This is a genomic window from Bradyrhizobium sp. WSM471, assembly GCF_000244915.1.
Lineage (GTDB): Bacteria > Pseudomonadota > Alphaproteobacteria > Rhizobiales > Xanthobacteraceae > Bradyrhizobium.
The window spans coordinates 513,302-539,191 of the sequence record NZ_CM001442.1 but is presented as its reverse complement, the minus strand read 5'-3'; the positions used below and the strand labels follow the sequence as shown (position 1 = coordinate 539,191).

The 25,890-nt window shown below is 65.1% G+C and carries 18 protein-coding genes and 1 pseudogene; 11 read left to right on the top strand and 8 right to left on the bottom strand.

Annotated features, from left to right (window positions below):
* Positions 1-170: 170 nt before the first annotated feature.
* The 4 genes from hmgA to BRA471DRAFT_RS02500 are packed head-to-tail and all read right to left on the bottom strand — an operon-like array spanning position 171 to position 4,370.
* Positions 171-1,517, bottom strand: a complete 1,347-nt coding sequence (gene hmgA / locus BRA471DRAFT_RS02515) for a homogentisate 1,2-dioxygenase (RefSeq protein ID WP_007604460.1) — start codon at positions 1,515-1,517, stop codon at positions 171-173.
* 2 nt (positions 1,518-1,519) lie between these two features.
* Positions 1,520-2,476 (bottom strand): MBL fold metallo-hydrolase, encoded by a 957-nt coding sequence (locus tag BRA471DRAFT_RS02510; protein WP_007604459.1) that lies wholly within the window; start codon positions 2,474-2,476, stop codon positions 1,520-1,522.
* Between the two features lie 27 nt (positions 2,477-2,503).
* Positions 2,504-2,728 carry a DUF2783 domain-containing protein gene (locus BRA471DRAFT_RS02505; protein WP_007604458.1) on the bottom strand — a complete coding sequence of 75 codons (225 nt, stop codon included), beginning with the start codon at positions 2,726-2,728 and terminating at the stop codon, positions 2,504-2,506.
* Positions 2,729-2,741: 13 nt separating this feature from the next.
* On the bottom strand, positions 2,742-4,370 hold the full coding sequence (locus BRA471DRAFT_RS02500; RefSeq protein WP_007604457.1) for an FAD-dependent oxidoreductase: 1,629 nt from the start codon (positions 4,368-4,370) through the stop codon (positions 2,742-2,744).
* Between the two features lie 109 nt (positions 4,371-4,479).
* Here BRA471DRAFT_RS02500 and BRA471DRAFT_RS02495 point away from each other — a divergent pair, with 109 nt between their 5' ends.
* Positions 4,480-5,022: a MarR family winged helix-turn-helix transcriptional regulator gene (locus BRA471DRAFT_RS02495; RefSeq protein ID WP_007604456.1), complete on the top strand. Its 543-nt coding sequence runs from the start codon at positions 4,480-4,482 to the stop codon at positions 5,020-5,022.
* 149 nt (positions 5,023-5,171) lie between these two features.
* On the opposite strand, the gene BRA471DRAFT_RS02490 is transcribed toward BRA471DRAFT_RS02495, so the two are convergent.
* Entirely contained in the window at positions 5,172-5,978 is an 807-nt protein-coding gene (locus BRA471DRAFT_RS02490) for an N-acyl homoserine lactonase family protein (RefSeq protein ID WP_035974588.1), read from the bottom strand.
* Between the two features lie 372 nt (positions 5,979-6,350).
* Here BRA471DRAFT_RS02490 and BRA471DRAFT_RS02485 point away from each other — a divergent pair, with 372 nt between their 5' ends.
* The 6 genes and pseudogenes from BRA471DRAFT_RS02485 (at position 6,351) to BRA471DRAFT_RS36040 (ending at position 13,516) form a co-directional block, all read left to right on the top strand.
* On the top strand, positions 6,351-7,862 hold the full coding sequence (locus tag BRA471DRAFT_RS02485) for a caspase family protein (RefSeq protein ID WP_007604453.1): 1,512 nt from the start codon (positions 6,351-6,353) through the stop codon (positions 7,860-7,862).
* Positions 7,863-8,008: 146 nt separating this feature from the next.
* Positions 8,009-8,680: an OmpA family protein gene (locus BRA471DRAFT_RS02480; RefSeq protein ID WP_007604452.1), complete on the top strand. Its 672-nt coding sequence runs from the start codon at positions 8,009-8,011 to the stop codon at positions 8,678-8,680.
* 158 nt (positions 8,681-8,838) lie between these two features.
* A complete protein-coding gene (locus tag BRA471DRAFT_RS02475) occupies positions 8,839-9,768 on the top strand; it encodes an efflux RND transporter periplasmic adaptor subunit (protein ID WP_007604451.1) in 930 nt (309 codons plus the stop codon).
* Positions 9,768-12,917: an efflux RND transporter permease subunit gene (locus BRA471DRAFT_RS02470; protein ID WP_007604450.1), complete on the top strand. Its 3,150-nt coding sequence runs from the start codon at positions 9,768-9,770 to the stop codon at positions 12,915-12,917. Before BRA471DRAFT_RS02475 ends, BRA471DRAFT_RS02470 begins: the two co-directional genes overlap by 1 nt.
* A 102-nt stretch (positions 12,918-13,019) precedes the next feature.
* Positions 13,020-13,280, top strand: a pseudogene (locus BRA471DRAFT_RS40095) (DUF6883 domain-containing protein); the annotation flags it as partial.
* Positions 13,280-13,516, top strand: a complete 237-nt coding sequence (locus BRA471DRAFT_RS36040; protein WP_083843118.1) for a DUF4926 domain-containing protein — start codon at positions 13,280-13,282, stop codon at positions 13,514-13,516. The pseudogene BRA471DRAFT_RS40095 and the gene BRA471DRAFT_RS36040, both read left to right, overlap by 1 nt.
* Before the next feature lie 7 nt (positions 13,517-13,523).
* On the opposite strand, the gene BRA471DRAFT_RS02455 is transcribed toward BRA471DRAFT_RS36040, so the two are convergent.
* Positions 13,524-14,198: a Crp/Fnr family transcriptional regulator gene (locus tag BRA471DRAFT_RS02455; RefSeq protein ID WP_007599026.1), complete on the bottom strand. Its 675-nt coding sequence runs from the start codon at positions 14,196-14,198 to the stop codon at positions 13,524-13,526.
* A gap of 235 nt (positions 14,199-14,433) precedes the next feature.
* Between BRA471DRAFT_RS02455 and BRA471DRAFT_RS02450 the strand changes: the two genes are divergently transcribed.
* Together BRA471DRAFT_RS02450 and BRA471DRAFT_RS02445 are read left to right on the top strand one after the other, a co-directional pair.
* Positions 14,434-16,506 (top strand): AsmA family protein, encoded by a 2,073-nt coding sequence (locus tag BRA471DRAFT_RS02450; protein ID WP_007604449.1) that lies wholly within the window; start codon positions 14,434-14,436, stop codon positions 16,504-16,506.
* A gap of 294 nt (positions 16,507-16,800) precedes the next feature.
* Positions 16,801-19,248: an adenylate/guanylate cyclase domain-containing protein gene (locus BRA471DRAFT_RS02445; RefSeq protein ID WP_007604448.1), complete on the top strand. Its 2,448-nt coding sequence runs from the start codon at positions 16,801-16,803 to the stop codon at positions 19,246-19,248.
* A 133-nt stretch (positions 19,249-19,381) separates the two neighbouring features.
* On the opposite strand, the gene BRA471DRAFT_RS02440 is transcribed toward BRA471DRAFT_RS02445, so the two are convergent.
* Both BRA471DRAFT_RS02440 and BRA471DRAFT_RS02435 read right to left on the bottom strand, forming a co-directional pair.
* Positions 19,382-20,671, bottom strand: coding sequence for a Spy/CpxP family protein refolding chaperone (locus BRA471DRAFT_RS02440; protein ID WP_050992685.1), 1,290 nt, complete (start codon positions 20,669-20,671; stop codon positions 19,382-19,384).
* 315 nt (positions 20,672-20,986) lie between these two features.
* The gene (locus BRA471DRAFT_RS02435) at positions 20,987-22,054 is read right to left on the bottom strand and encodes a LysM peptidoglycan-binding domain-containing protein (protein ID WP_007604446.1); all 1,068 of its coding nucleotides are present in this window, start codon (positions 22,052-22,054) and stop codon (positions 20,987-20,989) included.
* A gap of 182 nt (positions 22,055-22,236) precedes the next feature.
* On the opposite strand from BRA471DRAFT_RS02435, the gene BRA471DRAFT_RS02430 reads away from it, so the two are divergent.
* Positions 22,237-22,938, top strand: coding sequence for a hypothetical protein (locus tag BRA471DRAFT_RS02430; protein WP_007604445.1), 702 nt, complete (start codon positions 22,237-22,239; stop codon positions 22,936-22,938).
* A gap of 140 nt (positions 22,939-23,078) precedes the next feature.
* Positions 23,079-25,742: an EAL domain-containing protein gene (locus BRA471DRAFT_RS02425; protein WP_007604443.1), complete on the top strand. Its 2,664-nt coding sequence runs from the start codon at positions 23,079-23,081 to the stop codon at positions 25,740-25,742.
* Positions 25,743-25,890: the final 148 nt, after the last annotated feature.

Below are 25,890 nucleotides of genomic sequence, written 5' to 3'. Positions count from 1 at the left end.
GCTCGGTCTTTTCCCTTCTCCCCTTGTGGGAGAAGGTGGCGCGAAGCGCCGGATGAGGGATATCTGTCCGCGAGTCCAAAGGAGAGAGGTTCACGCGCGGATAGAACCCCTCACCCGTCTCGCCGCTTCGCGGCCAGCCACACTCTCCAAAAGGGGAGAGGGGAAGAACATTACGGCTTGCTCGGATCGAATCGCTTTTCCAGGCCCTTCCAGCAATCCGCGTAGTCGTCCTGCAACGTCGCGGAATTCGCGGCGTGCGCGGTGACGCGCTGCGCGTAGCGGGTCTCGAACATGAAGGCCATGGTGCCGGTCAGCTTGACCGGCTTCAGCTCGCCGTTACTGGCGTGCTCGAAGGCGTCGCGATCGGGGCCATGCGGCAGCATGCAATTGTGCAGGCTCATGCCGCCTGGCACGAAACCTTGCGGCTTGGCGTCGTAGACGCCGTAGATCAGGCCCATGAACTCGCTCATGATGTTCATGTGATACCACGGCGGGCGGAAGGTGTTGTCGGCGACCATCCAGCGCTCGGGGAAGATCACGAAGTCGATATTCGCCGTGCCCGCGGTCTCCGACGGCGAGGTCAGCACGGTGAAGATCGAGGGATCGGGATGATCAAAGCCGATCGCGCCGACCGGCGAGAAGCTGCGCAGATCATATTTGTACGGCGCATAATTGCCGTGCCAGGCGACGACGTCGATCGGCGAATGCGGCAGCGTGGTCTTGAACAGAGCGCCGCCCCATTTCACGAACAGCTCGGTCGGCGTGTCCTTGTCCTCGTAGTGCGCGACCGGTGTCAGGAAGTCGCGGGCATTGGCGAGACAGTTGGCGCCGATCGGCCCGCGCTCCGGCAGCGTGAAGGCGCCGCCGTAGTTTTCGCAGAGATAGCCGCGCGCCGGTCCGTTCGGAATCTCGACGCGGAACTTGACGCCGCGTGGGATCACCACGATCTCGCCGGGCTCGGCATCGATGCGACCGAACTCGGTGACGATGCGAAGATTGCCGTGCTGCAGCACGAACATCAGTTCGCCGTCGGCATTGTAGAAGTGCTGGTCCACCATCGACTTGGTGATGAGATAGACATGGGCGGCCATGCCGGCCTGGGTGTTGACATCACCCGCGGTGGTCATGGTCTGCACGCCCTGAAGGAAAGTCATGTCCTCCTTCGGGATCGGCGCGGGATCCCAGCGCAATTGTGCGATCGGCAGATCGTTTTCGTGGCACGGGGCCGACCGCCACAGGCCGCCGTCGGCCTTCTCGAAACGACCCGAATGCTTCACCGACGGGCGAATGCGATAGAGCCAGGAGCGCTCATTGCTGCCGCGCGGCGCGGTGAAGGGCGAGCCGGAAAGCTGCTCGGCATAGAGGCCATAGGCGCAGCGCTGCGGCGAGTTGCGCCCGATCGGCAGCGCGCCCGGCAGGGCTTCGGTTTCAAAACTGTTGCCGAACCCGGACATGTAGCCCGGCGTGACCTGGGCCGTGCTGCGAATGATCTGATCGGGCGAGGTATTGATGTTCATGACTATCCTCCTCCTTGCAGGGCGGCCCACATCTCCTGGTCGCGCTTGTCGGTCCAGATCACGGGGTCGTCGATCCCCGACGCCTCGTCATAGGCGCGCGACACGTTGAACGGCAGACAGTGCTCGTAGATGGCGAAGCTCGAGAATTTCGGATCCATGACCTCGCGCGTCGCCGCCATCGATTCCTTCAGCGTGCGGCCCTTGGCGACCGAGATTTCGGCGGCGCCGTAGAGCGAGGTGACGAAGTCGCGCGTCATCGCGATGGCTTCGCGCACCGTGGCGACACCCTTTAACGCGTCGCCGCGGCCCGGCGCGATCGCCTTGGGATTGAAGTTGCGGATTTCGTTCAGCGTCAGCGGCCATTCGCGCAAATGCGCGTCGCCGCAATAGCAGGCCGAGTGGTATTCGATCAGGTCGCCGGAGAACATCACCTCGGCATCGGGCACCCAGGCAACGATGTCGCCGGACGTGTGGCCGGCGCCAAGCTGCATCAGGCGCACCTCGCGCTTGCCGAGATAGATCGACATCTCGCCTTCGAAGGTCAGCGTCGGCCAGGTCAGGCCGGGAATGCTCGATGCGTCCTGAAACAGGCGCGGAAAGCGGCCATACTCGGAATCCCAATCCTGCTGGCCACGCTCCTCGATCAGACGATGGGTCTCCTGCGAGGCGACGATGCCCTGCGCCTTGTAGGCGGAGGCACCGAGCACGCGCACGGCGTGATAATGCGACAGCACGACATATTTGATCGGCTTGTCCGTGACGGTACGGACGCGCTCGATCACCTTGTTGGCCATCGCCGGCGTCGACTGCGCGTCGAACACCAGGCAGCCGTCGTCGCCGACGATGATCGCGGTGTTCGGATCGCCCTCCGCGGTAAAGGCGTAGAGATCGGTGCCGATCTCGGAGAAGGTGATCTTCTTCTCGGAGAGGTCGCCGGTGGATGCGAAGTTCTTCGCCATCAGTTCATCCTTCAAGTCACTGGGTTATTATTGTTGTTGCTGTTGCTGCTGCTGGCCGTCGATCATGCGCCGCTTGGCGAGGAGGATCGCCTCCTGCAGCACGTCGATATCGCCGATATGGTTGGCGAGGATCAGCACCAGCGCCGCGTCGAAATCGGCGCTTTGCTCGTCGGTGAAGCCCCGATGCGCCTCCACGATGGCGCGAAAGGCGTCGTCGGGCCGCGCGAAATTGGAGCTGGTCGAGAGCGGCATGCGAATCCTCAATTCAATTCAAGCCTTGGGCGCGTGACAGCGCTGCCGCGACGCCAGCGCGCGTGGGGTGACGGAAGCGCGCCGCAACGTAGCCGTCCGGCCTGAGTAGGTAGGCTGAGCCTGGTTCCGCATCATAGCGCTTTGCGGTGAGCCCCGCCGGATCTGCGAGCCCGTCCTCACCGCCGATGCAGATGTCCTTCACACCAGCGGGCGCCTCAATCGCCGTGCCATTGCTGAACGACAGCAAGGTGAAGTCCGTTCCACCCTTGCGAAACGCATCCGTCAAATAGGCCTGCTCGCCCGCGCGCGTCGCAACGGGAGCATCGAGCATCGAACAACCGGGGAGCGGTCCACCGCGCCACGCATCCGCATCCGGCGATGACAGCGGCGAGTCATAGCTGCACGGCACCGAGAGCCGCCCGCCATTGACCATGCGCTTGCCGAACTCCGTTTCCTTGGCCAGCGACAGCACCGCCTTACGCAGCCGCGCTTCCTGATGCGAGTTCGGCGCCATGAAATCGGTCGAGCGGGTGGATTCGCGAATGTTCTCGTCGGCAGCCAGACTGCGCTCGACATGATAGCTCTCGAGCAGGCTCGCGGGTGAAGCGCCGCGCAGCACGCGGTCGAGCTTCCAGGAGAGGTTCTCGGCGTCCTCAAGTCCCGAATTGGCGCCGCGCGCGCCGAACGGCGAGACCTGGTGCGCGGAATCGCCTGCAAAGATCACGCGGCCATGGACGAAGCGGTCCATCCGCCGGCACTGGAACTTGTAAAGCGAGATCCACTCGAACTCGAACTTGTCGTGGCCGAGCATACGCGCAATTCGCGGCCGCACGTTCTCGGGCTTCTTCTCGACGATGGGGTCGGCATAGCGATTGAGCTGGAGGTCGATGCGCCAGACATCGTCAGGCTGTCGGTGCAACAGCGCCGAACGTCCCGCATGAAACGGCGGATCGAACCAGAACCAGCGTTCGGTCGGGAATTCCGCGGTCATCTTGACGTCGGCGATCAGGAACTGGTCCTCGAACACCTGTCCCGCGAAGTCGGCGCCCACCATCTGCCGCAGCGAGGAGCGCGCGCCGTCGCAGGCGACGACATATTGCGCGTGCAGGCGATAGGCGCCCTCCGGCGTCTCGATCGTCAGCGCGACGGAATCGTTGCGGCTCTCCAGCGCCGTCACCTTGTTGCGCCAGCGCAGATTGATTTCGGGCAGCTCGCCGATGCGGTCGACCAGATAGGCTTCGGCGTAATATTGCTGGAGATTGATGAAGGCCGGCCGCTTGTGACCGTCCTCCGGCAGCAGATTGAACTGGTAGAGCTGCTGCTCGCCGTGGAAGATGCGGCCGACACTCCAGACCACGCCCTTGTCGACCATGCGGTTGCCGACGCCGAGCCGGTCCCAATATTCCAGCGACCGTTTCGAGAAGCAGATCGCGCGGGAGCCCTCTCCGATGCGGTCAGCGTCATCCAGAAGGACGACGCGCTGGCCGCGCTGGGCAAGGTCGATCGCCAGCGACAGCCCGACCGGGCCCGCGCCGACGACCACCACGGGATGCTCGGCCGCGCTCTGGCCAGGACGATCCTGATCGGGGTGGCGGCGATAGCCGAACTGGGTTTTAGCCTGATGCGTATTGGCCTTCGCCATGCGCTAACCTCGGCTCTGGTCAGGAGAGGCCTGATCTGCTAATAGTCTCACGTGCAACTATTTTGGACCGGAGCCGGCCGGCGGTCAACTGGAATTCGGAGCGCTCTCCTTGGCGAGGACATCCAGCGACATCGCGCTGAAGACACGCGAGACCCATGAGGCCTCAGCGCGGCCAAAAGCACGGCTCGACCTGTTCAGGTTCTTGCCGTTCCGCCTCAACCGGCTCGCGGCGGAGGTCAGCGCCGCGCTTTCGGTCGAATATCAGGAACGTCACGGCCTCGACATCCCGGCCTGGCGCGTGATCGCGACGCTCGGCTTCCGCAACGATGCCTGCAGCGCGCAGTACGTCGCGCAATGCACCCGCACGCACAAATCCACCATCAGCCGTGCGGTGACCATGTTGCTGCAACAGGGTTTGATCGAGCGCGTCGAGAACGAAGCCGACCGCCGCGAATTCCGCCTGCGACTGACGAGGAAAGGCCGCACGCTCTACGAGGAGCTGTTTCCGCAATTGCTGCGGCGGGAAGACGAGATCCTCGCCTGCCTCTCCGCGCAGGAGCGCAAACAGCTATCGACGCTGCTCGGCAAGATCGAACAGAGCCTCGACCTGATCCAGACCAGCGAAGAGGCCGACGCCAAGCAGGCGTATTGATTGGTCGCCCATCGCAGCGACACCAGCTCCTCATCCTGAGGAGCGCGCCCCCTTGCGCGCGTCTCGAAGGATGAAGGCCGAGGTGTAGCAGCCGGGCCTGCATGGTTCGAGACGGCGCTTCGCGCCTCCCACCATGAGGCGCTATACCGTCAGTTCGCAAACGACCGCGACGGCGGCAAATGTAGCGCCCAGACATCGCCCTGCTCGCTGGCGCGCGGATAGATCTCCGTCACGATCGGGTCGTGGCCGGGAATGAACCGGTCAGGATGGCCAGCGAGACGCTCGATCGTCTCCCAGCCGACGGCCATGTCGCCGACATTGTAGACGATCGGGAATGGGCTCCGGCGCTGGAGATTGGCGTAATAATGCGCGGCATCGGACGCCAGTACCACGGACCCGCGCGCGGTCTCGACCCTCACCACCTGCAGGCCGTCCGAATGGCCGCCGACGCGGTGCACGGTGACGCCGGGCGCGACCTCGCCGTCGCCGGAATAGAAATTGACGCGCTCGCCATAGACATGGCGGACCATCTGGGTGACGTGCTCGACCGAGAACGGATGTCGCAGCAGTCCGTTGCACATGCAGCGCCCCGTCGCGTAGGCCATCTCGCGCTCCTGGAGATGGAAGCGCGCGTTCGGGAAGCGGTCGAGATTGCCGGCATGGTCGTAATGCAGATGCGTCACGATGATGTCGCGAATGCTCGCTGCCGCCACACCAAACCGCTCCAGCGCATCGACCGGATTGAGCGTCAGCTTACGGGCCCGCAAGCCCGCCTCCTCGGCATTGAAACCGGTATCGACCAGGATGTCGCGGCCGTTGCCGCGGATCAGCCAGACGAAATAGTCGAGGTCCTGGGCCGCGCTGTCATGCGGGTCGGGCGCGAGAAAGTTCATGTTGGGCGTGCGCGGCGACATCGTCGCATAGCGCAGGGCGTAGATTTCGTAGGCGTTTCCCATGGTTTTGATCTTGCTCTTTTGTGGATGCACCTTCAGGGCGATCGACCGCACCAAGCCATCGTCCACCGCAAAGGTCAAACACCGGAGGTTGCGAAGGAGGCCCGTCCGCAATGTGAGACCAATCACATTCTTGTCGCCATGGCTGCCCTAACATCCAGCCGCAATGACAACCAGAATGCATCGCGTGCAATCGTGACCGCCCGTTTATTCCCCCCGCCACATGCCCATGCGTCGCGGTCAATTGTCGCGATAGCGCCGAATCCGCAAGCGGTTGACGCCCCCCTTCCCCGGTTTGATAATGCACATTGCGTAAGTTAAGGTCGCCGCGGCGCAAGCTGGAAACGGCGCCTTTTTGGCTGGATCGCGCTAATTATGAAAATTCGCCTGCTTTTCGTTCTGTCCTTGCTCGTGTCGCTCATCCCGACCGCTCCGTCACTTGCGGCCGGCGATCGCTTTGCGCTGGTCATCGGCAATGCCAAATATCCGGACGCCGACGCTCCCCTGAAGGAACCGCTCAACGACGCGCGCGACATCGCCGACGAGCTCAAGCGCGACGGCTTTTCCGTCGAGATCGGTGAGAACCTGACCGGCGACGGCATGCGCCGTGCCTTCGACAAGCTCTACGGCAAGATCAAGCCGGGCTCGGTGGCACTGGTGTTCTTCAGCGGCTTCGGCATCCAGTCGGCGCGGCAGAGCTATTTGCTGCCGATCGATGCGCAGATCTGGACCGAATCCGACGTGCGGCGCGACGGCATCAGCCTCGAAACCGTGCTCGGCGAGCTCAACACCCGCGGCGCCGGCGTCAAGATCGCGCTGGTCGATGCCTCCAGGCGCAACCCGTTCGAGCGCCGGTTCCGCAGCTTCTCGGCCGGCCTCACCCCCGTCATCGCGCCGAACGGCACCCTTGTGATGTATTCGGCGGCGCTGGCCTCGGTGGTTTCGGACGTTGGCGGCGAGCACAGCCTGTTCGTCCAGGAGCTCCTCAAGGAAATCCGCGTCCCCGACCTGATGGCCGAGGAGACGCTGAACCGCACCAAGATGGGCGTCACCCGCGCCTCCAGGGGCGAGCAGGTGCCGTGGATATCCTCGTCACTGGCCGAGGATTTCTCGTTCATTCCGGGGGCCGGTGGCTCGCGCCCGACGACGACGCCACCACCTGCGCCTCCCGCGCCGCCGCCGGTCGTCGCCAACAACCCGCCGCCGGCTCCGCCCGCGCCACCACCTGTGCCGCCGAAACCGGCCGACACAGTGGCAGCACCGGCTCCGTCGCCGAAGCCGCAGGTCGAGGCTGCCTTCCCGCCGGCACCGCCGCCGCCTCCGCCTGTGATTCCGGCCGATCCCGTCACCGCTCCGAGCATGGAGAGCGGGCCGAGTGCGGCCGTGCTGGCCGAGGACCCCACGATCAAGGGGCTGACCGCCAAGATCGCGGCCAATCCGGACGACGTGAACGCGCTTTACCGGCGCGGCCAGGTCTATGCCAGCAAGGGCGCCTACAGCCTGGCCATCAAGGATTTTGACGAGACGCTCCGGATCAATCCGAAGGATGTCGAGGCGCTGAACAATCGCTGCTGGACCCGCACCGTGGTCGGCGACCTCCAGGGCGCGCTGAAGGATTGCAACGAGGCCCTGCGGCTGCGACCGAACTTCGTCGACGCGCTGGACAGCCGGGGGCTCGTCAATCTGAAATCGGGGGCGGTGAAGAACGCCATCGCCGATTTCGAGGCTGCCCTGAGGATCAATCCGCGCCTGACCTCCTCGCTGTTCGGACGCGGGATCGCCAAGCAGCGCAACGGCTCGGCCCAGGAAGGTGCACTCGACATCGCCAATGCCAAGGCAATGGACCCGAACATTGTTCAGGAATTCGCAAGCTACGGAGTGCGTTGATATTTTTTTGAATTGGGGCCGATGTGCCTCGAACCCGCGACGGCCCGGCGAAGACTAATTGAACGGATGTCACCGCCCGCCTTTTCGGGGCGGCTTACTACAGGATTTTCGAACCGCGCCAGCTGGCTGCGCAGGAGGGACTGGCTATGAGATTGGCTGCAAAGGGACTTACCGCAATCCTGTCCATCATCACCGTTGGCGCCGCGCTGTCGCTGACGATCCCGCTGGCATTCGCGGGCGACGACGGCAACAGCAAGAACGTCACCGAGGACGAGATCGTCCGCGCGCTGGCGCCGCCGTCGAAGAAGCCGCTGACCCGCGGCCTCTCGATCGCTCCGCAGGCCGATCCCGCACCAAGTGCGACGGAGACCAAGCTGATCCAGTCCGTGCGCGGCCGCTCGACACGGTCGCTGTCGTCGACCGAGCGCGAAGAAATCGCGTCGGCGGCCAAGGACAAGCCGAACATCGATCTGGAAATCACGTTCGACTACAACTCGGCCAATATCAGCGCCAAATCACTTGCCTCGGTCCAGGCGCTCGGCCGCGCGCTGACCAGCCCCGACCTGAAAGGCTCGACCTTCGTGGTCGCCGGCCACACGGACGCCGCCGGCGGCGAGAGCTACAATCAGGATCTGTCGGAGCGCCGCGCGGATTCGATCAAGCGCTATTTGGTCGAAAAGTACAGCATCTCCGCGACCGACCTCGTCACGGTCGGCTACGGCAAGAGCAAGCTGAAGGACCCGGCCCAGCCGATGGCGGAGGTCAATCGTCGCGTGCAGGTCGTCAACATGGAAAACAAGACCACCGCATCGAAGTGAGCACGACGTAATCCTTTGAAGTGACAAGTCGTGATGTGGTGTAAAGTCTCGCTTCCAGCGCGCGTCCCGCAGGCTTGCGGGACGCTGCTTTATTTCAGGGAAACGCTCTCCATGGGCCGCGCGCGGATGGCCGTGAGCCAGGCCAGGACGATCCGGCAATGAACCTCTCCCAATATCTCAAGCCGGCCGGAACGGTGGTCTTCGTCATCGCGCTCGGCGTCGGCTATTATCTGTTCGAGCACCGGCACCGCGCCGAGCCCAAGGAAACCCCGAGCGAGGCGCTGGTCATCGTGACCAAATCGACCAATGCCTGCTTCTCGGACCTGGTCCGGGTGACCGGCTTCTTCGTGCCGCGCCGCGAAGCCGTTGTTATCGCCGACCAGGAGGGATCCAGGGTCACCGACCTCTTCGTCACCGAGGGCACCCTCGTCACGGACAATCAGGAGCTGGCGCGCCTGACCGCACCGCCCCAGATCCCGGGCCAGCCGCAGCGGCCCGGCCCGCAAGGTCCGGTCTCGCTGAAAGCCTCTGCGCCGGGCCTCGTCACCGAGGTCCGCACCATCGTCGGCGCGCCGGCCTCGCCGCAGGCCGGCCCGATGTTCCGCATCGCCGTCAACAACGAGATCGAGCTGGACGCGCAGGTGCCTGCTGTGCACATGGCCAAGCTCAGCTCCGGCGCGACCGTGCGCATCAGCCGCGACGACGCGCCCGATCTGATCGGGCGGGTCAGGCTGGTCGCCCCCGAAATCGATCGCGCCACCCAGCTCGGCCGCGTGCGCATCAGCGTCACCAACAATCCCTCGCTGAAAGTCGGCGTGTTCGCCCGCGCCTCCATCGACGCCAAGCGCAGCTGCGGCGTCGCGGTTCCCAAGACCGCGATCGACCATCTCACCGTGCAGGTCGTCAAGAGCAACATTGTCGAGACGCGCAAGGTACGGGTCGGGCTGTCGTCGGACAGCGCGACGGAAATCCTGGAAGGCCTCAACGTGGGCGAAATCGTCGTCGCCGACGCCGGCTCTTCGCTGCATGACGGCGACCAGATCAAGACCATGTTCGCTGATGAACTCGATCGCACGCGGGTACGCTGATGGCTCTCAATATCTCGGCATGGTCGATCCGCAACCCGCTGCCGTCGGTCGTATTTTCCATCATCCTCCTGATCCTCGGCTGGGTGTCCTTCACCAAGCTCGCAGTGACGCGGTTACCCTCGGCCGACATTCCCGTGATCTCGGTCGCGGTATCGCAGTTCGGCGCGGCACCCGCCGAGCTCGAATCCCAGGTCACCAAGACGGTTGAAGACGCCGTCTCCGGCGTCGAAGGCGTCAGGCACATTACCTCGCAGATCACCGACGGCTTGTCGGTGACGACGATCCAGTTCGCGCTGGAAACCAACACCGACCGCGCGCTCAACGACGTCAAGGACGCGGTGACGCGCGTGCGCTCGAACCTGCCGCAGAACGTCACCGAGCCGCTGATCCAGCGCGTCGACGTCATCGGCCTGCCGATCGTTACCTACGCCGCGATCTCGCCGGGCAAGACGCCGGAGCAGCTCTCCTATTTCGTTGACGACGTGGTCAAGCGCGCGCTGCAGGGCGTGCGCGGCGTCGCCCAGGTCGAGCGCATCGGCGGTGTCGAGCGCGAGATCCTGGTCTCGCTCGATCCCGACCGCCTGCAGTCGATGGGGCTGACGGCCGTCAATGTCAGCCAGAGCCTGCGCGGCACCAATGTCGACGTCGCCGGCGGCCGCGCCGAGATCGGCAAGAACGACCAGGCGATCCGCACCCTCGCCGGCGCCAAGACGCTGAGCGACCTCGCCGGCACCATGATTCCGCTGTTCGGCGGCGGCGAGGTCCGGCTCGACGATCTCGGCACCGTCACCGACACCATCGCAGACCGCCGCACCTTCGCCCGCTTCAACGGCGAGCCGATCGTCGCGCTCGGCATCAAGCGCTCCAAGGGTGCCAGCGACGTGAAGGTCGCCGAGGCCGTGCAGAAGCGCATCGACACGCTCAAGGCCACCTATCCCGACGTCGACCTGAAGGTGATCGACACCTCGGTCGAATATACCAACGGCAATTACCACGCGGCGATCTCGACACTGTTCGAAGGCGCCATCCTCGCCGTCGTCATCGTGTTGTTGTTCCTGCGCGACCTGCGCGCCACCATCATCGCCGCGATCTCGCTGCCGTTGTCGATCTTCCCGGCGTTCTGGGCGATGGACCTGCTCGGCTTCTCGCTCAACCTCGTCAGCTTCCTCGCCATTACGCTGTCGACTGGTATTCTGGTCGACGACGCTATCGTCGAGATCGAGAACATCGTCAGGCACATGAACATGGGCAAATCGCCCTATCGTGCCGCCCTGGAAGCCGCCGACGAGATCGGCCTCGCGGTGATCGCGATCTCGCTGACGATCATCGCGATCTTCGCACCCGCGAGCTTCATGTCGGGCATCGCCGGACAGTTCTTCAAGCAGTTCGGCATCACCGTCTCGGTGCAGGTGTTCTTCTCGCTGCTCGCGGCGCGCTTCGTCACGCCGGTGCTCGCCGCCTACTTCCTCAAACATAGCAATCACCAGGAGCCGCCGCCCGGCCGCGTGCTGCGGTCCTATCACAGGCTCGTGGCCTGGTCGGTGAAGCACTATTTCATTACGGTGCTGGTCGGCTTCGGCGTCTTCGCCGCCTCGATCTGGAGCATCACGCTGCTGCCTCAGGGTTTCCTGCCGGCGCAGGACAGCTCGCGCTCGCTGGTTGCCCTCGAGCTGCCGCCAGGCACCCAGCTCGCCTACACTGAAAAAGTCACCGAAGACATCGTGGCGCGCCTGCGCAAGCGACCCGAGGTGAAGAGCATCTTCGTCGACGGCGGCCGCGTTCCACCGGGGACCCAGGAAGTCCGGCGCGCCGCCTTGATCATCAACTACACGCCCAAGGACAGCCGCGACATCACCCAGCGCGAGCTCGAATTCTCGATCAGCCAGGAGCTGGAGAACATTCCGGACATCCGCTTCTGGTTCCTCGACGAGAACGGCCTGCGCGCCATCTCGCTGGTCGTGACCGGCGCCGACGCCAACATCGTCAACAACGTCGCCAGCGAACTCGCGACGCAGATGAAGCGGATTCCCACCATCTCCAACGTGATCTCGGAAACCACGCTGGAGCGACCCGAGCTGCGCGTCGAACCGCGTGCCGATCTCGCCGCACGGCTCGGCGTCTCGACCGAAAGCCTGTCGCAGACCATCCGCGTCGCCACCATCGGCGACGTCGGCCCCGCGCTCGCCAAGTTCGACGTCGGCGACCGTCTGGTGCCGATCCGCGTGCAGCTCGAGGATGCCGCGCGCGGCAATCTGAAGACGCTCGAACAGTTGCGCGTGCCGCTCGGCGAGCATGGCGAGAAAGGCGGCGTGCCGCTCTCCGTCATCGCCGACGTCAAGCTCGACCAGGGGCCGACCAGCATCAACCGTTACGATCGCGAACGACAGGCCACCGTCGCAGCCGATCTCGTCGGCTCCGCCGCGCTCGGCGACGCCACCAAGAAGATCTACGACCTTCCGGTCATGAAGAGCCGGCCGAAGGGCGTGAAGGTCTCCCCCTCTGGCGACGCCGAAAGCCTGAACGAACTGTCCGAAGGCTTCGCTACCGCGATCACGGCGGGCCTGATGATGGTCTACGCCGTGCTGGTGCTGCTGTTCGGCACCTTCCTGCAGCCGATCACCATTCTGTTCTCGCTGCCGCTCTCGATCGGCGGCGCGATCGCGGCCCTGCTGATCACCGGCAAGCAGCTCACGACACCGGTGTGGATCGGCATCCTGATGCTGATGGGCATCGTCACCAAGAACGCGATCATGCTGGTGGAATTCGCCATCGAATCCATTCACGCCGGCACACCGCGCGAAGAAGCCATGATCGACGCGGGCATGAAACGCGCCCGCCCGATCGTGATGACCACGATCGCGATGGCCGCGGGCATGATGCCAAGCGCGCTCGCGGTCGGTGCGGGTGGCGAGTTCCGCTCGCCGATGGCGCTCGCGGTGATCGGCGGCCTGATCTTCTCGACCATCCTGTCGCTGGTGTTCGTGCCCGCGATGTTCATGGTGATGGACGATCTCGGCGCCCTGATCTGGCGCTTCGCCAAGCGGCTGGTCGTGCACAGCGAAGATGCGGAGGACGCCGGTCATCACGAGGCGGCGCCGGTGGGAGCGGCACCAGGGCCGCAAAACATCGTGCACCCTGCGGCGGAGTAGGTTCCGGGCGAGCGACAGGGTTTCACAAGGATGCATATTCCGAATGGCAAGAACGCCACCATCGACATTCGGAAGATCGAAGACTAGTGCCTAAGTCCCTCGCATCCACGCGGTCGGCATAAGGCAAGGGTCTTCCGCGACGCGCTCGATCTTCGACGTGAAGATGCCTCTTGGCTTCGCGAAGCCCTGCTTGAAGCCGCACCAACAGGCGATGCGGTCCAGATTGCGACAGATCGCTGGGGGAGCCATTGGCGCATAGATATCCTGCTCAGGCGACATCAGAAGCAGGCCGTGGTAAGAACCGCATGGATTGTACGAGCCGGCGAGGACCGGCCAACCTTCGTCACCTGTTGGGTGGTATAATGAGCGCAGTAAACAACAACGAAGATCGAGCGCCAGGGGCACTGGATGTTGTCGCGTTGCTGGCAAACCTTCCGGACCACCGGTTGGCGCGGGGGAACGTCGGCACCGTTGTCGAAGAGCTCGACGGCACGACGGTGCTCGTCGAATTCAGCGACGATGATGGGCGGCCATATGCCGTCGCTCCTTGTCCCCGATCCGAGCTGCTTGTTTTGCACTACGTGCCGGAAGCAGCCTAGTTGCATCCTACTCGTTCCGCGCGATCGCCGTCAGCTTGGTCATGTTCCGCAGCAGGATGCGGCCGCGCTGCAGATCGAGGATCGCTTCCTTGCGCCAGGCCTGAAGCTGGCGGTTGACGCTCTCGCGGGCGGCGCCGACGAACACGCCGAGTTGCTCCTGCGAGATGTGCACCTCCGAGCCGAAATCGGCGGCGAGCGCGCAGAGGCGCCGCGCGAGGCGAACCGGCAGCGGCTGGAGCATGGATTCTTCCATGCGTTCGCTTTGCCAGCGGATGCGCTGGCACAGCAGCGCGATGATCTTGATCCCGACCTTCGGCTCGCGTTCGAGGAAGGCGAGAAAGTCTTCGCGCCGCAGCACGAACAGCTCGCTGGCTTCGCCCGCGGTCGCGTCCGCAGTGCGGCTCTGGCCGTCCAGCACCGCAACCTCGCCGAACAGGTCGCCCGGCCCCATGAAGTTCAGCGTCAGGCGGCTGCCGTCGGAGGCGCCGGTCTCGATACGGACCTGGCCTCGGCGCACGCCGAACAGCGCATCGCCCGCGTCGCCCTTCTGGAACAGCACCTCGCCATTCCCCAGATGCTGGGTGTGGCAGAGATTCGCCAGCCGTTGGAGCTCGTCTGCGCCGAGATCGGCGAACATCGCATTCATCTTCAGGATGACCGCAAATTCGGCCTGCTTGCTCATTTCAATGTCCTTGTGAATTTGGTTGGCAAATCGCTTGGAACCATCAACATCAGGATCGCGTAAAACCGCGCCGGGGAAGTGTGCCATAAGTCACATAACTTTGCAGCACCCCCAGACTATTTTTACGTGCTTGGAGCCGCTTCCCGTCCCGGGATAAACTCAGGCGCAAAGGACGCGTGCAAATGACGGTCATCTGCCGGATTGGACGCCGGTCGTCCGCCGCTGGAAGGTCGACATGAGAGCAGTGAAATTCGCCGGCGCGGCGGTGGCCGCAGTCGTCATCGTGATCGCACTCCTGCTGGTGGTCGGAATCCCCTCGGGCTTCCTGACGTCGACGATTGCCTCGCGGGTCGAGAACGCGACCGGCTATCGCCTGTCGATCGACGGCACGACCCGAATCAGCCTGTGGCCGACGCTGAACGTGACGCTGAACGACCTCACGCTTGCCGACCCCAAGGACCGCAGCGGCATCACGCGCTTGACCATCGAGAGCGTGCAGGCCGACATGTCGCTCTCGAGCGTCTGGTCGGGCCGCCCCAAGATCAGCGAGCTCGTCGTCACCCATCCCGTGCTCTACCAGCCGCTGCTGCGTGAGCGCCTGCCGAATGCCGGCGGCACGTCGAAGCCGGTCGCGCTCGATACCGAGGGTGCCGCCATCGACCGTATCAAGGTCACCGATGGCGAGATCGCATTCGCGCGCGTGCGCGATCGCGTCGAGAGCCGCATCAGCGCCGTCAATGCCGATGCGATCGTCGGCCGTGATCGCAAGATCAATATCACCGGCACCGCACGGGTCGGCGAGCATCCGACCAAGTTCGACATCAAGGCGACCACGCCGGCGCCGCCGGCCGACCGGCCGACCATTCCGGTGGATTTCGCCATCGACATGCCGGACGTGCTGAAGTCCCGGCTCGCGGGTCATGCCGAGATGCGGCTTAGTGGCGACGTCGTGATGATCAACGGCGTGAGTGGCACGCTCGGCGATGGCGCGTTCAACGGCTGGGCCTCGGTCGATATCGCGAGCAAGCCTCTGGTCAAGGTCGATCTCGACTTCCAGCGGCTCGCGATTCCGCTGGCGAAATCGCCGGAAGGCGCGTCCGGGCAGCCCTGGAGCGATGCGCCGATCGATGTGTCCGGGCTCAACTATGTCGATGCGCAAATCAGGATCTCCGCGCACGAGGCGGTGATCGGCGATGCACGCCTCGCGCCGCTGGCGGTCGATGCAAAACTCGCCGGCGGCGTGCTGAAGGCCGGCACCGCCAATCTCGGCGCCTATGGCGGCCAGGTCACGGGCGAATTGATCCTGGATGCGACCAGCGGCGCGCCGAGCTTTGCCATGCATTCCGATCTCGCCGGCGTGCGCGCGCTGCCGCTGCTGCAGGGCCTCGCCGAATTCGACCGGATCGACGGCAAGCTGCAGGCCAAGCTCGCACTGCGCAGCGCCGGCACCAGCCAGCGCGCGCTGATGGCGAACATGCAGGGCACGGCCTTCGTCAATTTCCAGGACGGCGCCATTCGCGGCATCAACGTCGCACAGATGATCCGCTCGCTGACATCGGGCACGCTGTCCGGCTGGCAGGCAAACCAGGACAACAGTCGGGAGCAGAGCACGGATTTGTCGCAGCTCTCGGCGTCGTTTCGGATCGACAAGGGCCAGGCGGTGACGACCGATCTCAACTTGACCGGACCGCTGGTCCGCGTGACCGGCGCCGGCACGGTCGCACTCGACACCAAGATGATGGGCTTTCGCGTCGAGCCGAAGCTGGTGATGACGACTGAGGGCCAGGGTCGCGCCGCCGAGCCGGTCGGCTTCGGCATCCCCGTGATGATCCAGGGCCCCTGGTCGCAGCCGCGGATCTATCCTGACATGGCCGGCATGCTGGACAATCCGGACGCCGCCTATGCCAAGCTGCGCGAGATGGGCAAGGGGCTGTTCGGCGCTGATGGGGCCGGGCTCGGCAATATTTTGGGCAGCCTTGGCAGCAACCTTGGTCTCGGAGGGACCGCCGCGCCGGGTGGCGGCAATGCGGCCGGCAATGCCAATCCGCAAGCCCAGCAGCCGGGACAGAACAATTTGCTCGGCGGCCCCCTGGGCGAGGCGCTCGGCAATCTGATCCAGCAGGGACTTTCCAGTGGTGCGGGAAACGGCACCGGCACTGCCACCGGCCGCAGCCGCAGCCTGCCTGCAGCGCCATCCACATTGATGCCGCAAGCCTCGCCGGCCCCCTCCGGCCTGGAGGACCCGCCGGCGGCGCAGCAGGACAGCCAGCCGATGAACGACGTGCTGCGGCAGCTTTTTAATCGATGATTGCAGGACCAAAGCGCTGGACTCCGAGCCCTCCCTTGCCAAGGCCATCCCCTTACATCGGCTTGCCTGGCCGCAGCTTCCTCCAAACGGATGAGACTGCGACAATTCACCATGCTTCCGCCTGCCAGCGTCCAAGGGGAGTAACCATGGCGGGTAACCACGCCGGCTGCGGCCGGCCCTTGACCAGTCCCTTCACAGTCCCTTCACAGTCCCTTGGACCAAATTGTGCTAGAAGGCTCGCAGGGTCCGTGCGGCCCGTAGCGCCGGCGCCGATGGCGGCGCGAGAGGATCGGGATGGCAGGAGCGAACGACAAGACACGGTTTCTGCGCGAGGGTCTGTTCGCCAAATACGTCGTCTCTCTCGTCGGCCTGGTCGTGTTCGTGCTCGCCGTCAACGGCGCGATGGAGAGCTGGATCTCCTACCGCGCTACCAAGACCCAGCTGACCGACGGTCTCGAGGACAAGGCGCAGGCTGCCGCGCGGCGGATCGAGCAGTCGATCTCCGAGCTCGAGCGCCAGATCAGCTGGGTGACGCGGGCGAGCCAGGACACGCTCGAGAAGCGCCGCGCCGACTACGCCCAGCTGCTGCACCAGGTCTCGGTCGTCACTCAGCTGTTCCAGCTCAACGGTGACGGCCGCGAGGTGCTGCGCGTCTCGCGCCAGTCGACCACGACCGGCAGCAATGCCGATCTCTCCCGCGACATGCGCTTCACCGACACAGTCGCCCGCGGCGTCAGCTACGCGCCGGCCTGGTTCTCCGACCGGACGCCGTTCATGTCGATCTCGGTGGCGCATTCCGGTTTCAACGCCGGCGTCACCGTGGCCGAGCTCGATCTCAGCTTTCTCTCCGAGTACCTCTCCGACGCCCAGGTCGGCAAGGCCGCCTTCGCCTATGTGGTCGATCCGCGCGGCCGCGTGCTGGCGACGTCCTCGAAAGGGCCTGAGGTCGGCAAGGACCTTTCGAAGCTGCCGCAGGTTGCGGCCGCGGTCGCGCCAGCCCACGAGCCCGACAATTCGGGCACCGACTTCAATGGCCATGCGGTGATGAGCGCCGCAAGCACCGTGCCGAAGCTCGGCTGGAGCGTGATGTTCGAGCAACCGACCACGCAGGCCCTGATGCCGATCCGCGACCAGCTGGTGCGCATTGCGCTTTTGATCGGCATGGGCCTGCTGGTCGCGATCCTCGCCGGCACGCTGCTCGCCCGCCGCATGATCATTCCGATCACCGCGCTGCGCGACGGCGCGCACAAGCTCGGCGAGGGCGACTTCAGCCATCGCATCGAGGTGCACACCTCGGACGAGCTGGAAGATCTCGCCGGCCAGTTCAACCGCATGGCCGACCAGATCCAGGAGACCTATTCGGATTTGGAGACCAAGGTCGAGGAGCGCACCCGCGATCTCGCGCAGTCGATCAACGAGCTCAAGGTGCTGGAAGAGGTCGGCCGCGCGGTCGCGGCCTCGCTCGATCTCAACGCCGTGCTGCCGACCATCGCCGCGCGCGCGATCGAGATCACCCATGCCGACGCCGTGCTGATCTACGGCTATGATGCCGAGGCGCGCCGCTTCAATCTGGTCGAGGCCAACGGCATCGACAAATCCGCCGACGGCGCCCATGTCACCATCGACGAAGGCGAGAATATCTTGAGCGATGCGGCCGGGAGCGGCGAGCCGATCGTGATTGCCGATCTCGACCAGGCCTCCGAGCAGCCGTTGCGTGACGTCGCGCTCGAGGCCGGCTTCCATTCGGTGCTGGTGGTGCCGCTGGTCGACCAACAGGGCACGCTCGGCTCGCTGGTGGTGCTGCGCCGCGCCAGCGGCGAGTTCGCCCCAAGCATCATCGGCCTGATGCGTACCTTCGCCAACCAGGCCGTGCTGGCGATGCGCAATGCGCGGCTGTTCACCGAGGTCGACCACAAGGGCCGCGAGCTCGCGGCTGCGCACGAAACCGTGCAGCAGCAGGCCGCCAAGCTCCAGGAGCAGACCGAGCAGCTGCGCAACTGGAACCGCTCGCTGGAAGAGCGAGTCGAGAAACAGTTGGGGGAGATCGGCCGCATCAAGCGGCTCGAACGTTTCCTCGCCCCGCAAGTCGCGCAGCTGATCGCCTCGTCCGACGGCCACGACGCGCTGCTCGACAGCCATCGCCGCGAGGTGACCGTCGTGTTCTGCGATCTGCGCGGCTTCACCTCGTTCACCGAGGCGACCGAGCCGGAAGAGGCGATGAACGTGCTGCGCGAATATCACGCCGCGCTCGGCGAGCTGATCCATCGCTATGAAGGCACGCTCGACCGCTTTGCCGGCGACGGCGTGATGATCCTGTTCAACGCGCCGATTCAGTTCGCCGACCATACCAAGCGCGCCGTGAAGATGGCGGTCGAGATGCGCGATGTGATTGGCCAATTGACCGAGAAATGGAAGAACCGCGGCCACTCGCTCGGCTTCGGCGTCGGTGTCGCCATGGGCTACGCCACGCTCGGCCAGATCGGCTTCGAGCAGCGGCTCGAATATGCTGCGATCGGCAGCGTCACCAATCTCTCCTCCCGGCTCTGCGACGAAGCCAAGGCCGGCCAGGTCGTCGTCAGCCGCCGCGTCTACGGCATGGTCGAGCCCTGGGTCGAAGCCCGCGCGCTCGACGATCTCGTGCTCAAGGGCTTCAACCACCCCGTGCTCGCGATGGAGATCCTGTCGTGGCGCGAGGAGGTGGAGAACGTGGTGGATGCCGCCGCGGCAAGGCGGCGCGGGTAGCCAAAACAAAAAACTGCGAAAACAACCCCATGCACAGTAGCCGGGGCCTGCAAAATCAATGGGTTACGCGGGTACGGAATTGGCCGGAAGCGGTTTGATTCGTCGGGAAAACCACCGGGCCTACAGAAATTGCTCACACCCCGCGCTTCGGCCCCATCGCCTCGAACCCCGCCTTCTGCTCATCGCTCAGGTCCGTCTCGAAATCATCAAGTGCGTCACTGACGCCGTTCACGGCTTGCAGCATCGTCTCCAAACGTGCCTTCACTGCGGTGAGGCGTGCCTGTGGTGTCGGTGCTGGCTGTGACGGACAGGCGCTGAGCGTTTCCATGGTGCGCAACGTGGTGTCCTGGAGCACGTCGAGGCGGGCGCGGGCGGTGTCGTCGAGCTTGAGCGTGGAGGCGATCTCGGCCGCGGGCCATTGCTGCTGCACGAGCTGCTCGTATTGGCGCTGCAGCTTCTCGTCGTAGCGGGGATCGCTGTCCGCCTGGCAGGCCGATGCCGCCTGGGGATTCTTTTGCTGGATCGCGGCAAGCGCGGCGCGGCGCTCCTTGGCCAGGCTGTCGAGCTTGGCCTTCTGGTCGTCGTCGAGGAGATCGACGAATTTGGCCAGCGGCGGTGCGACGGCGTCCGTAGCCTTGATCATGGCCTCGATGCGCTCGCGCATCAGGCCGAGGCGCTCCATGGCCGTCGCGGGGACCTGCGTTGGACAGGCCGCGCGGATGGCGTCGCGCGCGGACAGCCAGGTGGTGGCGAGCTCGTCGAGCGCTGTGCGCTGCAATTCATTCGGCTGCACGGCAGCGGCGATGCGATCGACCGGCAGGCCGCCGGTGTCGCTGGCATCGCAGACCGTCTCCGCGGTCGGGACTCGCCGTCCGCGCCGGCCGTGCGGCGCGGTGTAGGCGGCAAGCTCGGTGGCCGCATAGGGCGCGAAGATCGCGGCATAGATGTCGCCATAGCCATAGAGCGAGAGGCTGGTCGCATCGCCGAGGATGATTGCGGTGGTGAGATCGTCATGCGCGAACGGCCAGAACACCGGGCCGACCCAGCCATAGCTGCCGTCGGGGTGGCGCCACCAGCCCTGGGGACGGCGGCCGCCGTGCCATCCCGACAGCGCAGCTTGCGCCGTAAGCGCCGCACGCATGACGTAAGGATTGGCAGGCTGCCCTCGTTCAACGCCGCGGGGATCTTGCGACCGCAACGCTGCGGAACGGTATCGACTGCCCCGCACCGCCATCCGGGCATGGCGCAAACGCGACATGCCGATCATGTGGCCGACGGCAAAGCGCGCGACACCGAGCGGACCGCCGCGCAGGCCGAACTGCGCCTCGGCGCGACCTGGCAAGAGCGCTGCCAGAATCACGAGGGTTGCGCCTGCTAGCGCCAGCCCCAGCCTTGGCCTGAGCCCCAAGCGTGATCTCGACATGACCACTGACCTGTCCACCTTGGCCCTCCTCCGGCGCCAAGCGCGCATCGCGTCGCATCACCATGACGCGCGAGGGAACCAAATGTTCCGGAAGCGCACAGGGCAAAGCGTCGCGGTATTTTCTTAGGACGTCTCGGCGGCGCCTGAGCGAGCGCCTCGTCCTTCGAGACGACCGCTTCGCGGCCTCCTCAGGATGAGGCTCAACTACATCCTTCTGCGTTGAATGCCGCCGCAGACTCATCCCTCATCCTGAGGGCCCGCCGCAGGCGGGGCGTCTCGAAGGATGGCCGCAGGCGCGGCGGCGAAGCGCCGCCTTCACTCCGCCTTCTGCGGCACCACGAAGGTCTGGCCGGGATAGATCAGATTGGGATTGTGGATCTTGGCGCGGTTGGCGTTGTAGATCACGGCAAAGCGGGCGCCGTCGCCGTAAGCGAGCCGGCTCAGCGCCCAAAGGCTGTCGCCGCGGGAGATCACCCGGTTGCCGCCTGTTTCCGCCGGTGCACCGCCGACGATTTCGGCCGGCGAGGCCGACGCGACGGTCGTGGCCGCGGGAGCCCGTGCCATGCCCCCTGAGGTGCCCTTGGGTTTCGGTGCACCCATCAATCTCGGCCGGGCCGCGGGCCTGTCCGATACCGATGCCACGACATCCGACTTGTCGTCGGGCTTCTCGGGCTTGGCCTCGTGTTTGGCCTCTTGTTTGACCTCTTGTTTGGTCTCCTGTTTCGTCTCTTGCCTCGCGACCGGTGCAGGGCGCGCGGGCGGCGGTGCGGCTTCGGCGATCACCACCGGCATGTTGCGGCCGGATTGCGTGACGGTGCCGTCAGGCGATTTCGCCCGCAGGGTCAGCTCATAGGAACCGGCGGGAAGCTGCGGCGGCGTCATTACGAACTGGCCCGAGGCATCCGCCACCACACTGTCGAGCGGCTTGCCGTCGCGCAACAGCTCGACCTTGGCGCCCGGCGTCGCCCGGCCCGCGATCACCGCCGCCTCGCCGTGATCGTCGACGCGCGCGACATCGAAACGGGGGCCGGTATCGGCAACCGCCGGCGGCGGCTTGACCGGTGCGAGATCGGCAAGCGCGGCAGTGACCTGCTTTTGGCTCTCGGCCAGCGCACCCGTCTTCGTTTCAGGGGCGGGGGACGCGGCCGGCGCCGGCGGCGCGTTTGCGGCTAGCTTGGGCTCTTCCGGCTTGAGTTCCGGTTTGGGTTCGACTTTGGCATCGACCTTCTGTTCGACCTTGGCCTCCGGCTTGGCGGCGACCACGGTGTCGGTCTTCGCCCCCATCGGCAGCAGGCGACGCAGCTCGGTGGGGCCGATCACCAGCACGGCGCCGCCCACCGCGAGCAGACAGAATGCAATGAAGGCCTTGGATGCGGTCACCATCGGAAACGAACCTTGATCAGGAAGAACCTTGCAAATCAATCTAGCCGGCAAGTTGCGCCGTTTTGGCCACGGCAGCAAGACGGTCGATAGGATGATGAGCCGGCACGGGATGAACCGGCGCACCCCCGCCGGTGTCAAATGCTCAAGGCCGCATCGCGGCATTTTTCTTGAGGAATTGTCCCGTGAACGCGTTTTGCCGTCCCGCACAATGGCCCGTTGGGTTGGTGCTTGCCCTGACACTGGCCGCAACACCAGGGCTCGCCGCTTCCGGCCCGCCGCCGGATTACATCCTCACCGACAATGCCGATCTCGCCTTCACCTCACCCGACGGCGCCACCAGGATTGAGCAGTACATGAAGGACGGCGGAGATTTCGAAGTCAAATGGCAGGCCTGGGCGAGGCGCGGCGAACAGATGACGGAGCTGAAGCCCGAGCAGGGCTACGGGGCCGGCTTCCGCTTCACGCCCGACTCGCAATGGCTGGTGCGGATGCAGAAGACCGGCTCCGGCGAGCAGGACCTGTATCTCTACCATGTCGAGAAGGGTGCCTTCGTCGGCGCGACGAAGACCTCGCTCAGCGATCTGGCCTGGGCTTATTTCCACAGCCGGCCGGACACCGGGAAGATGAAGCTCGATTACCACATCTCGGCCAATCTCGTGAAAGGCACCGAAGAGGCCTATCGCGGGCTCGGCGTGCACTGGCCGGACAACCGATACCTCGTGATCTCGCTGTCTGGCGAAATGGACAAGCATCCGAAGAACGTCGCCGTGAAGGGATTGGCCGACTGGCGCTGCCGCTATGATCTCAAGACCGGGACCTTCGACGTGCCGGCGATGTTCGCCAAGACCAATGCGGAAGCGTTGCGATGGGAAATCCGACGCTGAGGGAACCATGGGCCCACCGCGCCTTCAGACAAGCGAGGGAACCAACCCTCTGATTCCGTTCCGATTCATGTTTTCCTAACCCTTACTGGTAACGGGGTCTTGTCGGTTTTGCCGCATCTTGCATCCCACGGGAGGGCTGCATGGGCACATCGATCCGATGGAGCGCGCGCATGCGCGCGTTGCTGCGCCGTTGGCGCGGCGCGCCGCTGACATGGCTGATCGCAGGGGGCTTCGTGCTGATGGCCGCAATGGCGATCGGCACCGCGCTCACTGTCGACCGCTTCCGGCAGAACGCGATCGAAAGCGGCCGCGACAGCCTGGAGAGCGCGGTCCGGTTGCTTGCCCGCCATTTCGACCGCGAGTTCGAGGACTTCGCGGTGCTGCAGAAGAGCATCATCGCCGAACTCGAAAGCCACGGCATCGAATCCGCCGACGTCTTCCGTAGCGAGATGGGCACGCTCGCCGTGCACGAGGTGCTGCGCGCCAAGGCCAGCGGCTGGTCGGACGTCGCCGGCGCCAACGTGTTCGATGCCAGGGGCGTGCTGATCAACTCGTCGCGGCGCTGGCCGGTCGCCGATGTCTCGGTCGCCGACCGCGGCTATTTCAATCGCCTCAAGAACGATCCGGCTTCGCAGGAGGAGGTCGAGGTGGTGCCCGGACGGTTGGGCAGCGGACCGGCGATCGTGTTCGCGCGCCGCGTCTCCGGTCCTCACGGCGAATTCCTCGGGCTGGTCTCGCGTGCGATCACGCCCGACCAGCTCGAATCCTTCTTCGCCTCGAGCGGGCTCGGCGAGGAATCCTCGATCGCGATGCACCACCAGAACGGCCAGTTGCTCGCGCGCGTTCCGCATGTGGAGGCGCTGATCGGGCAGAATTTCCGCAACGGCAGGCCCGAGCAGATGGCGGTGTTCGAGCGCACCTTCGTCACGATGCAGCTCGCAAGCCCGATCGACGGCAAGGATCGCATCGTCGCCGCACGCCTCCTGACCGGCGAGCCGCTGGTCGTGGTCGCGACCAAGTCGCTGGATGCGACGCTGGCGACATGGCACACGCAAACCAAGTTCTTCGTGGCCGTCGCCGTGCTGTCGATCGGCCTGCTCGTGCTCACGCTGTATTTGATCTTCCGCCAGATGACCCGCCGGCTCGCCGTGGAGAAGCACCAGCTCGACACCGCGATGAACACGATGACGCAGGGTCTCCTGATGTTCGACCGGGACGAGCGGCTGATCGTCTGCAACCGGCGCTACATCGAGATGTATGGACTGTCGGCCGACGTTGTGAAGCCCGGCGCATATTTCCGCGACGTGATCCAGCATCGCCACGACACGGGTTCGTTCCACGGCGACGTCGATTCCTATTGCGACGGCATCTTGGGCAATGCCGGGCAGACGCAGAGCACGATCGTCGAGACCTCCGATGGCCGCCTGATCGAGATCAAGAATCAACCCGGTGCCGCCGGCGGCTGGCTCGCGACCCATGACGACGTCACCGAGCGCATCCGCGCCGACGAGCGCATCGCCCATATGGCGCATTACGACGCGCTGACCGACCTGCCCAACCGCGTGCTGATGCGCGGCCATCTGGAGCGGCGCGTCGCGGAGCTTGCCCAAGGCAAGCCGTTCGCGATCCTCTATATCGACGTCGACGAGTTCAAGGGCGTCAACGATTCGCTGGGACACGAGGTCGGCGACGAGCTGCTGCGCCAGATCGCGAACCGCCTGCGCGCCTGCATCAGCGGCAACGACATGGTCGCACGGTTGGGCGGCGACGAATTCGCCATCGTCAAGGCCGGCACACGCGACGAGGCCGAGCTGACGGCCCTCGCCGAACAAATCCTGAAAGCACTGCGCGCGCCCGTGGACTGCAACGGCCAGGAAATCCCGACCGATGCCAGCATCGGCATTGCGATCGCACCCGACCACGGCGACAATCTCGACGATCTGCTCAAGCGCGCCGATCTCGCAATGTATGCAGCGAAATCCGAGGGCCGCCGCACCTTCCGCGTTTTCTCGCCCGAATACGACGCCAAGGCGCGGCTGCGCCGCCAGCTCGAGTCCGATCTGCGGCAGGCGCTGGCCCGCGGCGAGTTCGAGGTGCACTACCAGCCCCTGGTCGATCTCGCGGCCAATGTCGTCACCGGCTGCGAAGCCCTGCTGCGCTGGCACCATCCGGAGCGCGGCATGGTGTCGCCCGCCGATTTCATCCCGGTTGCGGAAGAGACCGGATTGATCGGCGAGATCGGCGAATGGGTGCTGAGGCAGGCCTGCCTCGAGGCCGCCAGTTGGCCCGGCCAGATCAACATCGCGGTCAACGTCTCACCGGTGCAGTTCCGCTCGCGAACATTGGCGCTGAAGGTCGCAGCCGCCCTCGCCGAGTCGGGTCTCGCGCCCGGACGGCTCGAGCTCGAGATCACCGAGACCGTCCTGATCCGCGACGACCAGGAGGCGCTGACGATCCTGCAGCAGCTGCGCGAACTCGGGGTGCGCATCGCGCTCGACGATTTCGGCACCGGCTATTCGTCGCTGAGCTATTTGCATCGCTTCCCGTTCGACAAGATCAAGATCGACCGCAGCTTCATCAGCGACATCGGTCAGTCGGAAGATTCCTCGCCGATCGTGCAGGCGGTGGTGCACATGGCCGCCGCCCGCCACATGGCGACGACCGCGGAAGGCGTCGAGACCGAAGCCCAGCGCGCGGTGCTGCTCCAGCTCGGATGCAGCCAGATGCAGGGCTGGCTGTTCAGCCCTGCGGTGCCGGCGGCGAAACTGAAGCAGCTGTTGCTGGCACAGGCAGTGGCGGCCTGAGGCCGGCTCCTTCGCCGCGATGCCATGGTGACGATCAGTGGTCGCGCCACCTGAATTCGTGTCCCAAGAAAATAGGATCAAACCTCACGGCTCGCGATTATCGCTCTGCTCGACGGCTGGAACTCCGGCCGGCGAGCACCAGGCAGCA

Bases quoted from the DNA above. Each gene is read 5' to 3' on its own strand.
- BRA471DRAFT_RS02440 (WP_050992685.1), bottom strand. From the start codon at position 20,671: ATGTCGAGATCACGCTTGGGGCTCAGGCCAAGGCTGGGGCTGGCGCTA.
- BRA471DRAFT_RS02480 (WP_007604452.1), top strand. From the start codon at position 8,009: ATGAGATTGGCTGCAAAGGGACTTACCGCAATCCTGTCCATCATCACC.
- BRA471DRAFT_RS02490 (WP_035974588.1), bottom strand. From the start codon at position 5,978: ATGGGAAACGCCTACGAAATCTACGCCCTGCGCTATGCGACGATGTCG.
- BRA471DRAFT_RS02450 (WP_007604449.1), top strand. From the start codon at position 14,434: ATGAGAGCAGTGAAATTCGCCGGCGCGGCGGTGGCCGCAGTCGTCATC.
- BRA471DRAFT_RS02470 (WP_007604450.1), top strand. From the start codon at position 9,768: ATGGCTCTCAATATCTCGGCATGGTCGATCCGCAACCCGCTGCCGTCG.
- BRA471DRAFT_RS02455 (WP_007599026.1), bottom strand. From the start codon at position 14,198: ATGAGCAAGCAGGCCGAATTTGCGGTCATCCTGAAGATGAATGCGATG.
- BRA471DRAFT_RS02435 (WP_007604446.1), bottom strand. From the start codon at position 22,054: ATGGTGACCGCATCCAAGGCCTTCATTGCATTCTGTCTGCTCGCGGTG.
- BRA471DRAFT_RS02500 (WP_007604457.1), bottom strand. From the start codon at position 4,370: ATGGCGAAGGCCAATACGCATCAGGCTAAAACCCAGTTCGGCTATCGC.
- BRA471DRAFT_RS02475 (WP_007604451.1), top strand. From the start codon at position 8,839: ATGAACCTCTCCCAATATCTCAAGCCGGCCGGAACGGTGGTCTTCGTC.
- BRA471DRAFT_RS02505 (WP_007604458.1), bottom strand. From the start codon at position 2,728: ATGCCGCTCTCGACCAGCTCCAATTTCGCGCGGCCCGACGACGCCTTT.
- BRA471DRAFT_RS02425 (WP_007604443.1), top strand. From the start codon at position 23,079: ATGGGCACATCGATCCGATGGAGCGCGCGCATGCGCGCGTTGCTGCGC.
- BRA471DRAFT_RS02445 (WP_007604448.1), top strand. From the start codon at position 16,801: ATGGCAGGAGCGAACGACAAGACACGGTTTCTGCGCGAGGGTCTGTTC.
- BRA471DRAFT_RS02510 (WP_007604459.1), bottom strand. From the start codon at position 2,476: ATGGCGAAGAACTTCGCATCCACCGGCGACCTCTCCGAGAAGAAGATC.
- BRA471DRAFT_RS02485 (WP_007604453.1), top strand. From the start codon at position 6,351: ATGAAAATTCGCCTGCTTTTCGTTCTGTCCTTGCTCGTGTCGCTCATC.
- hmgA (WP_007604460.1), bottom strand. From the start codon at position 1,517: ATGAACATCAATACCTCGCCCGATCAGATCATTCGCAGCACGGCCCAG.
- BRA471DRAFT_RS36040 (WP_083843118.1), top strand. From the start codon at position 13,280: ATGAGCGCAGTAAACAACAACGAAGATCGAGCGCCAGGGGCACTGGAT.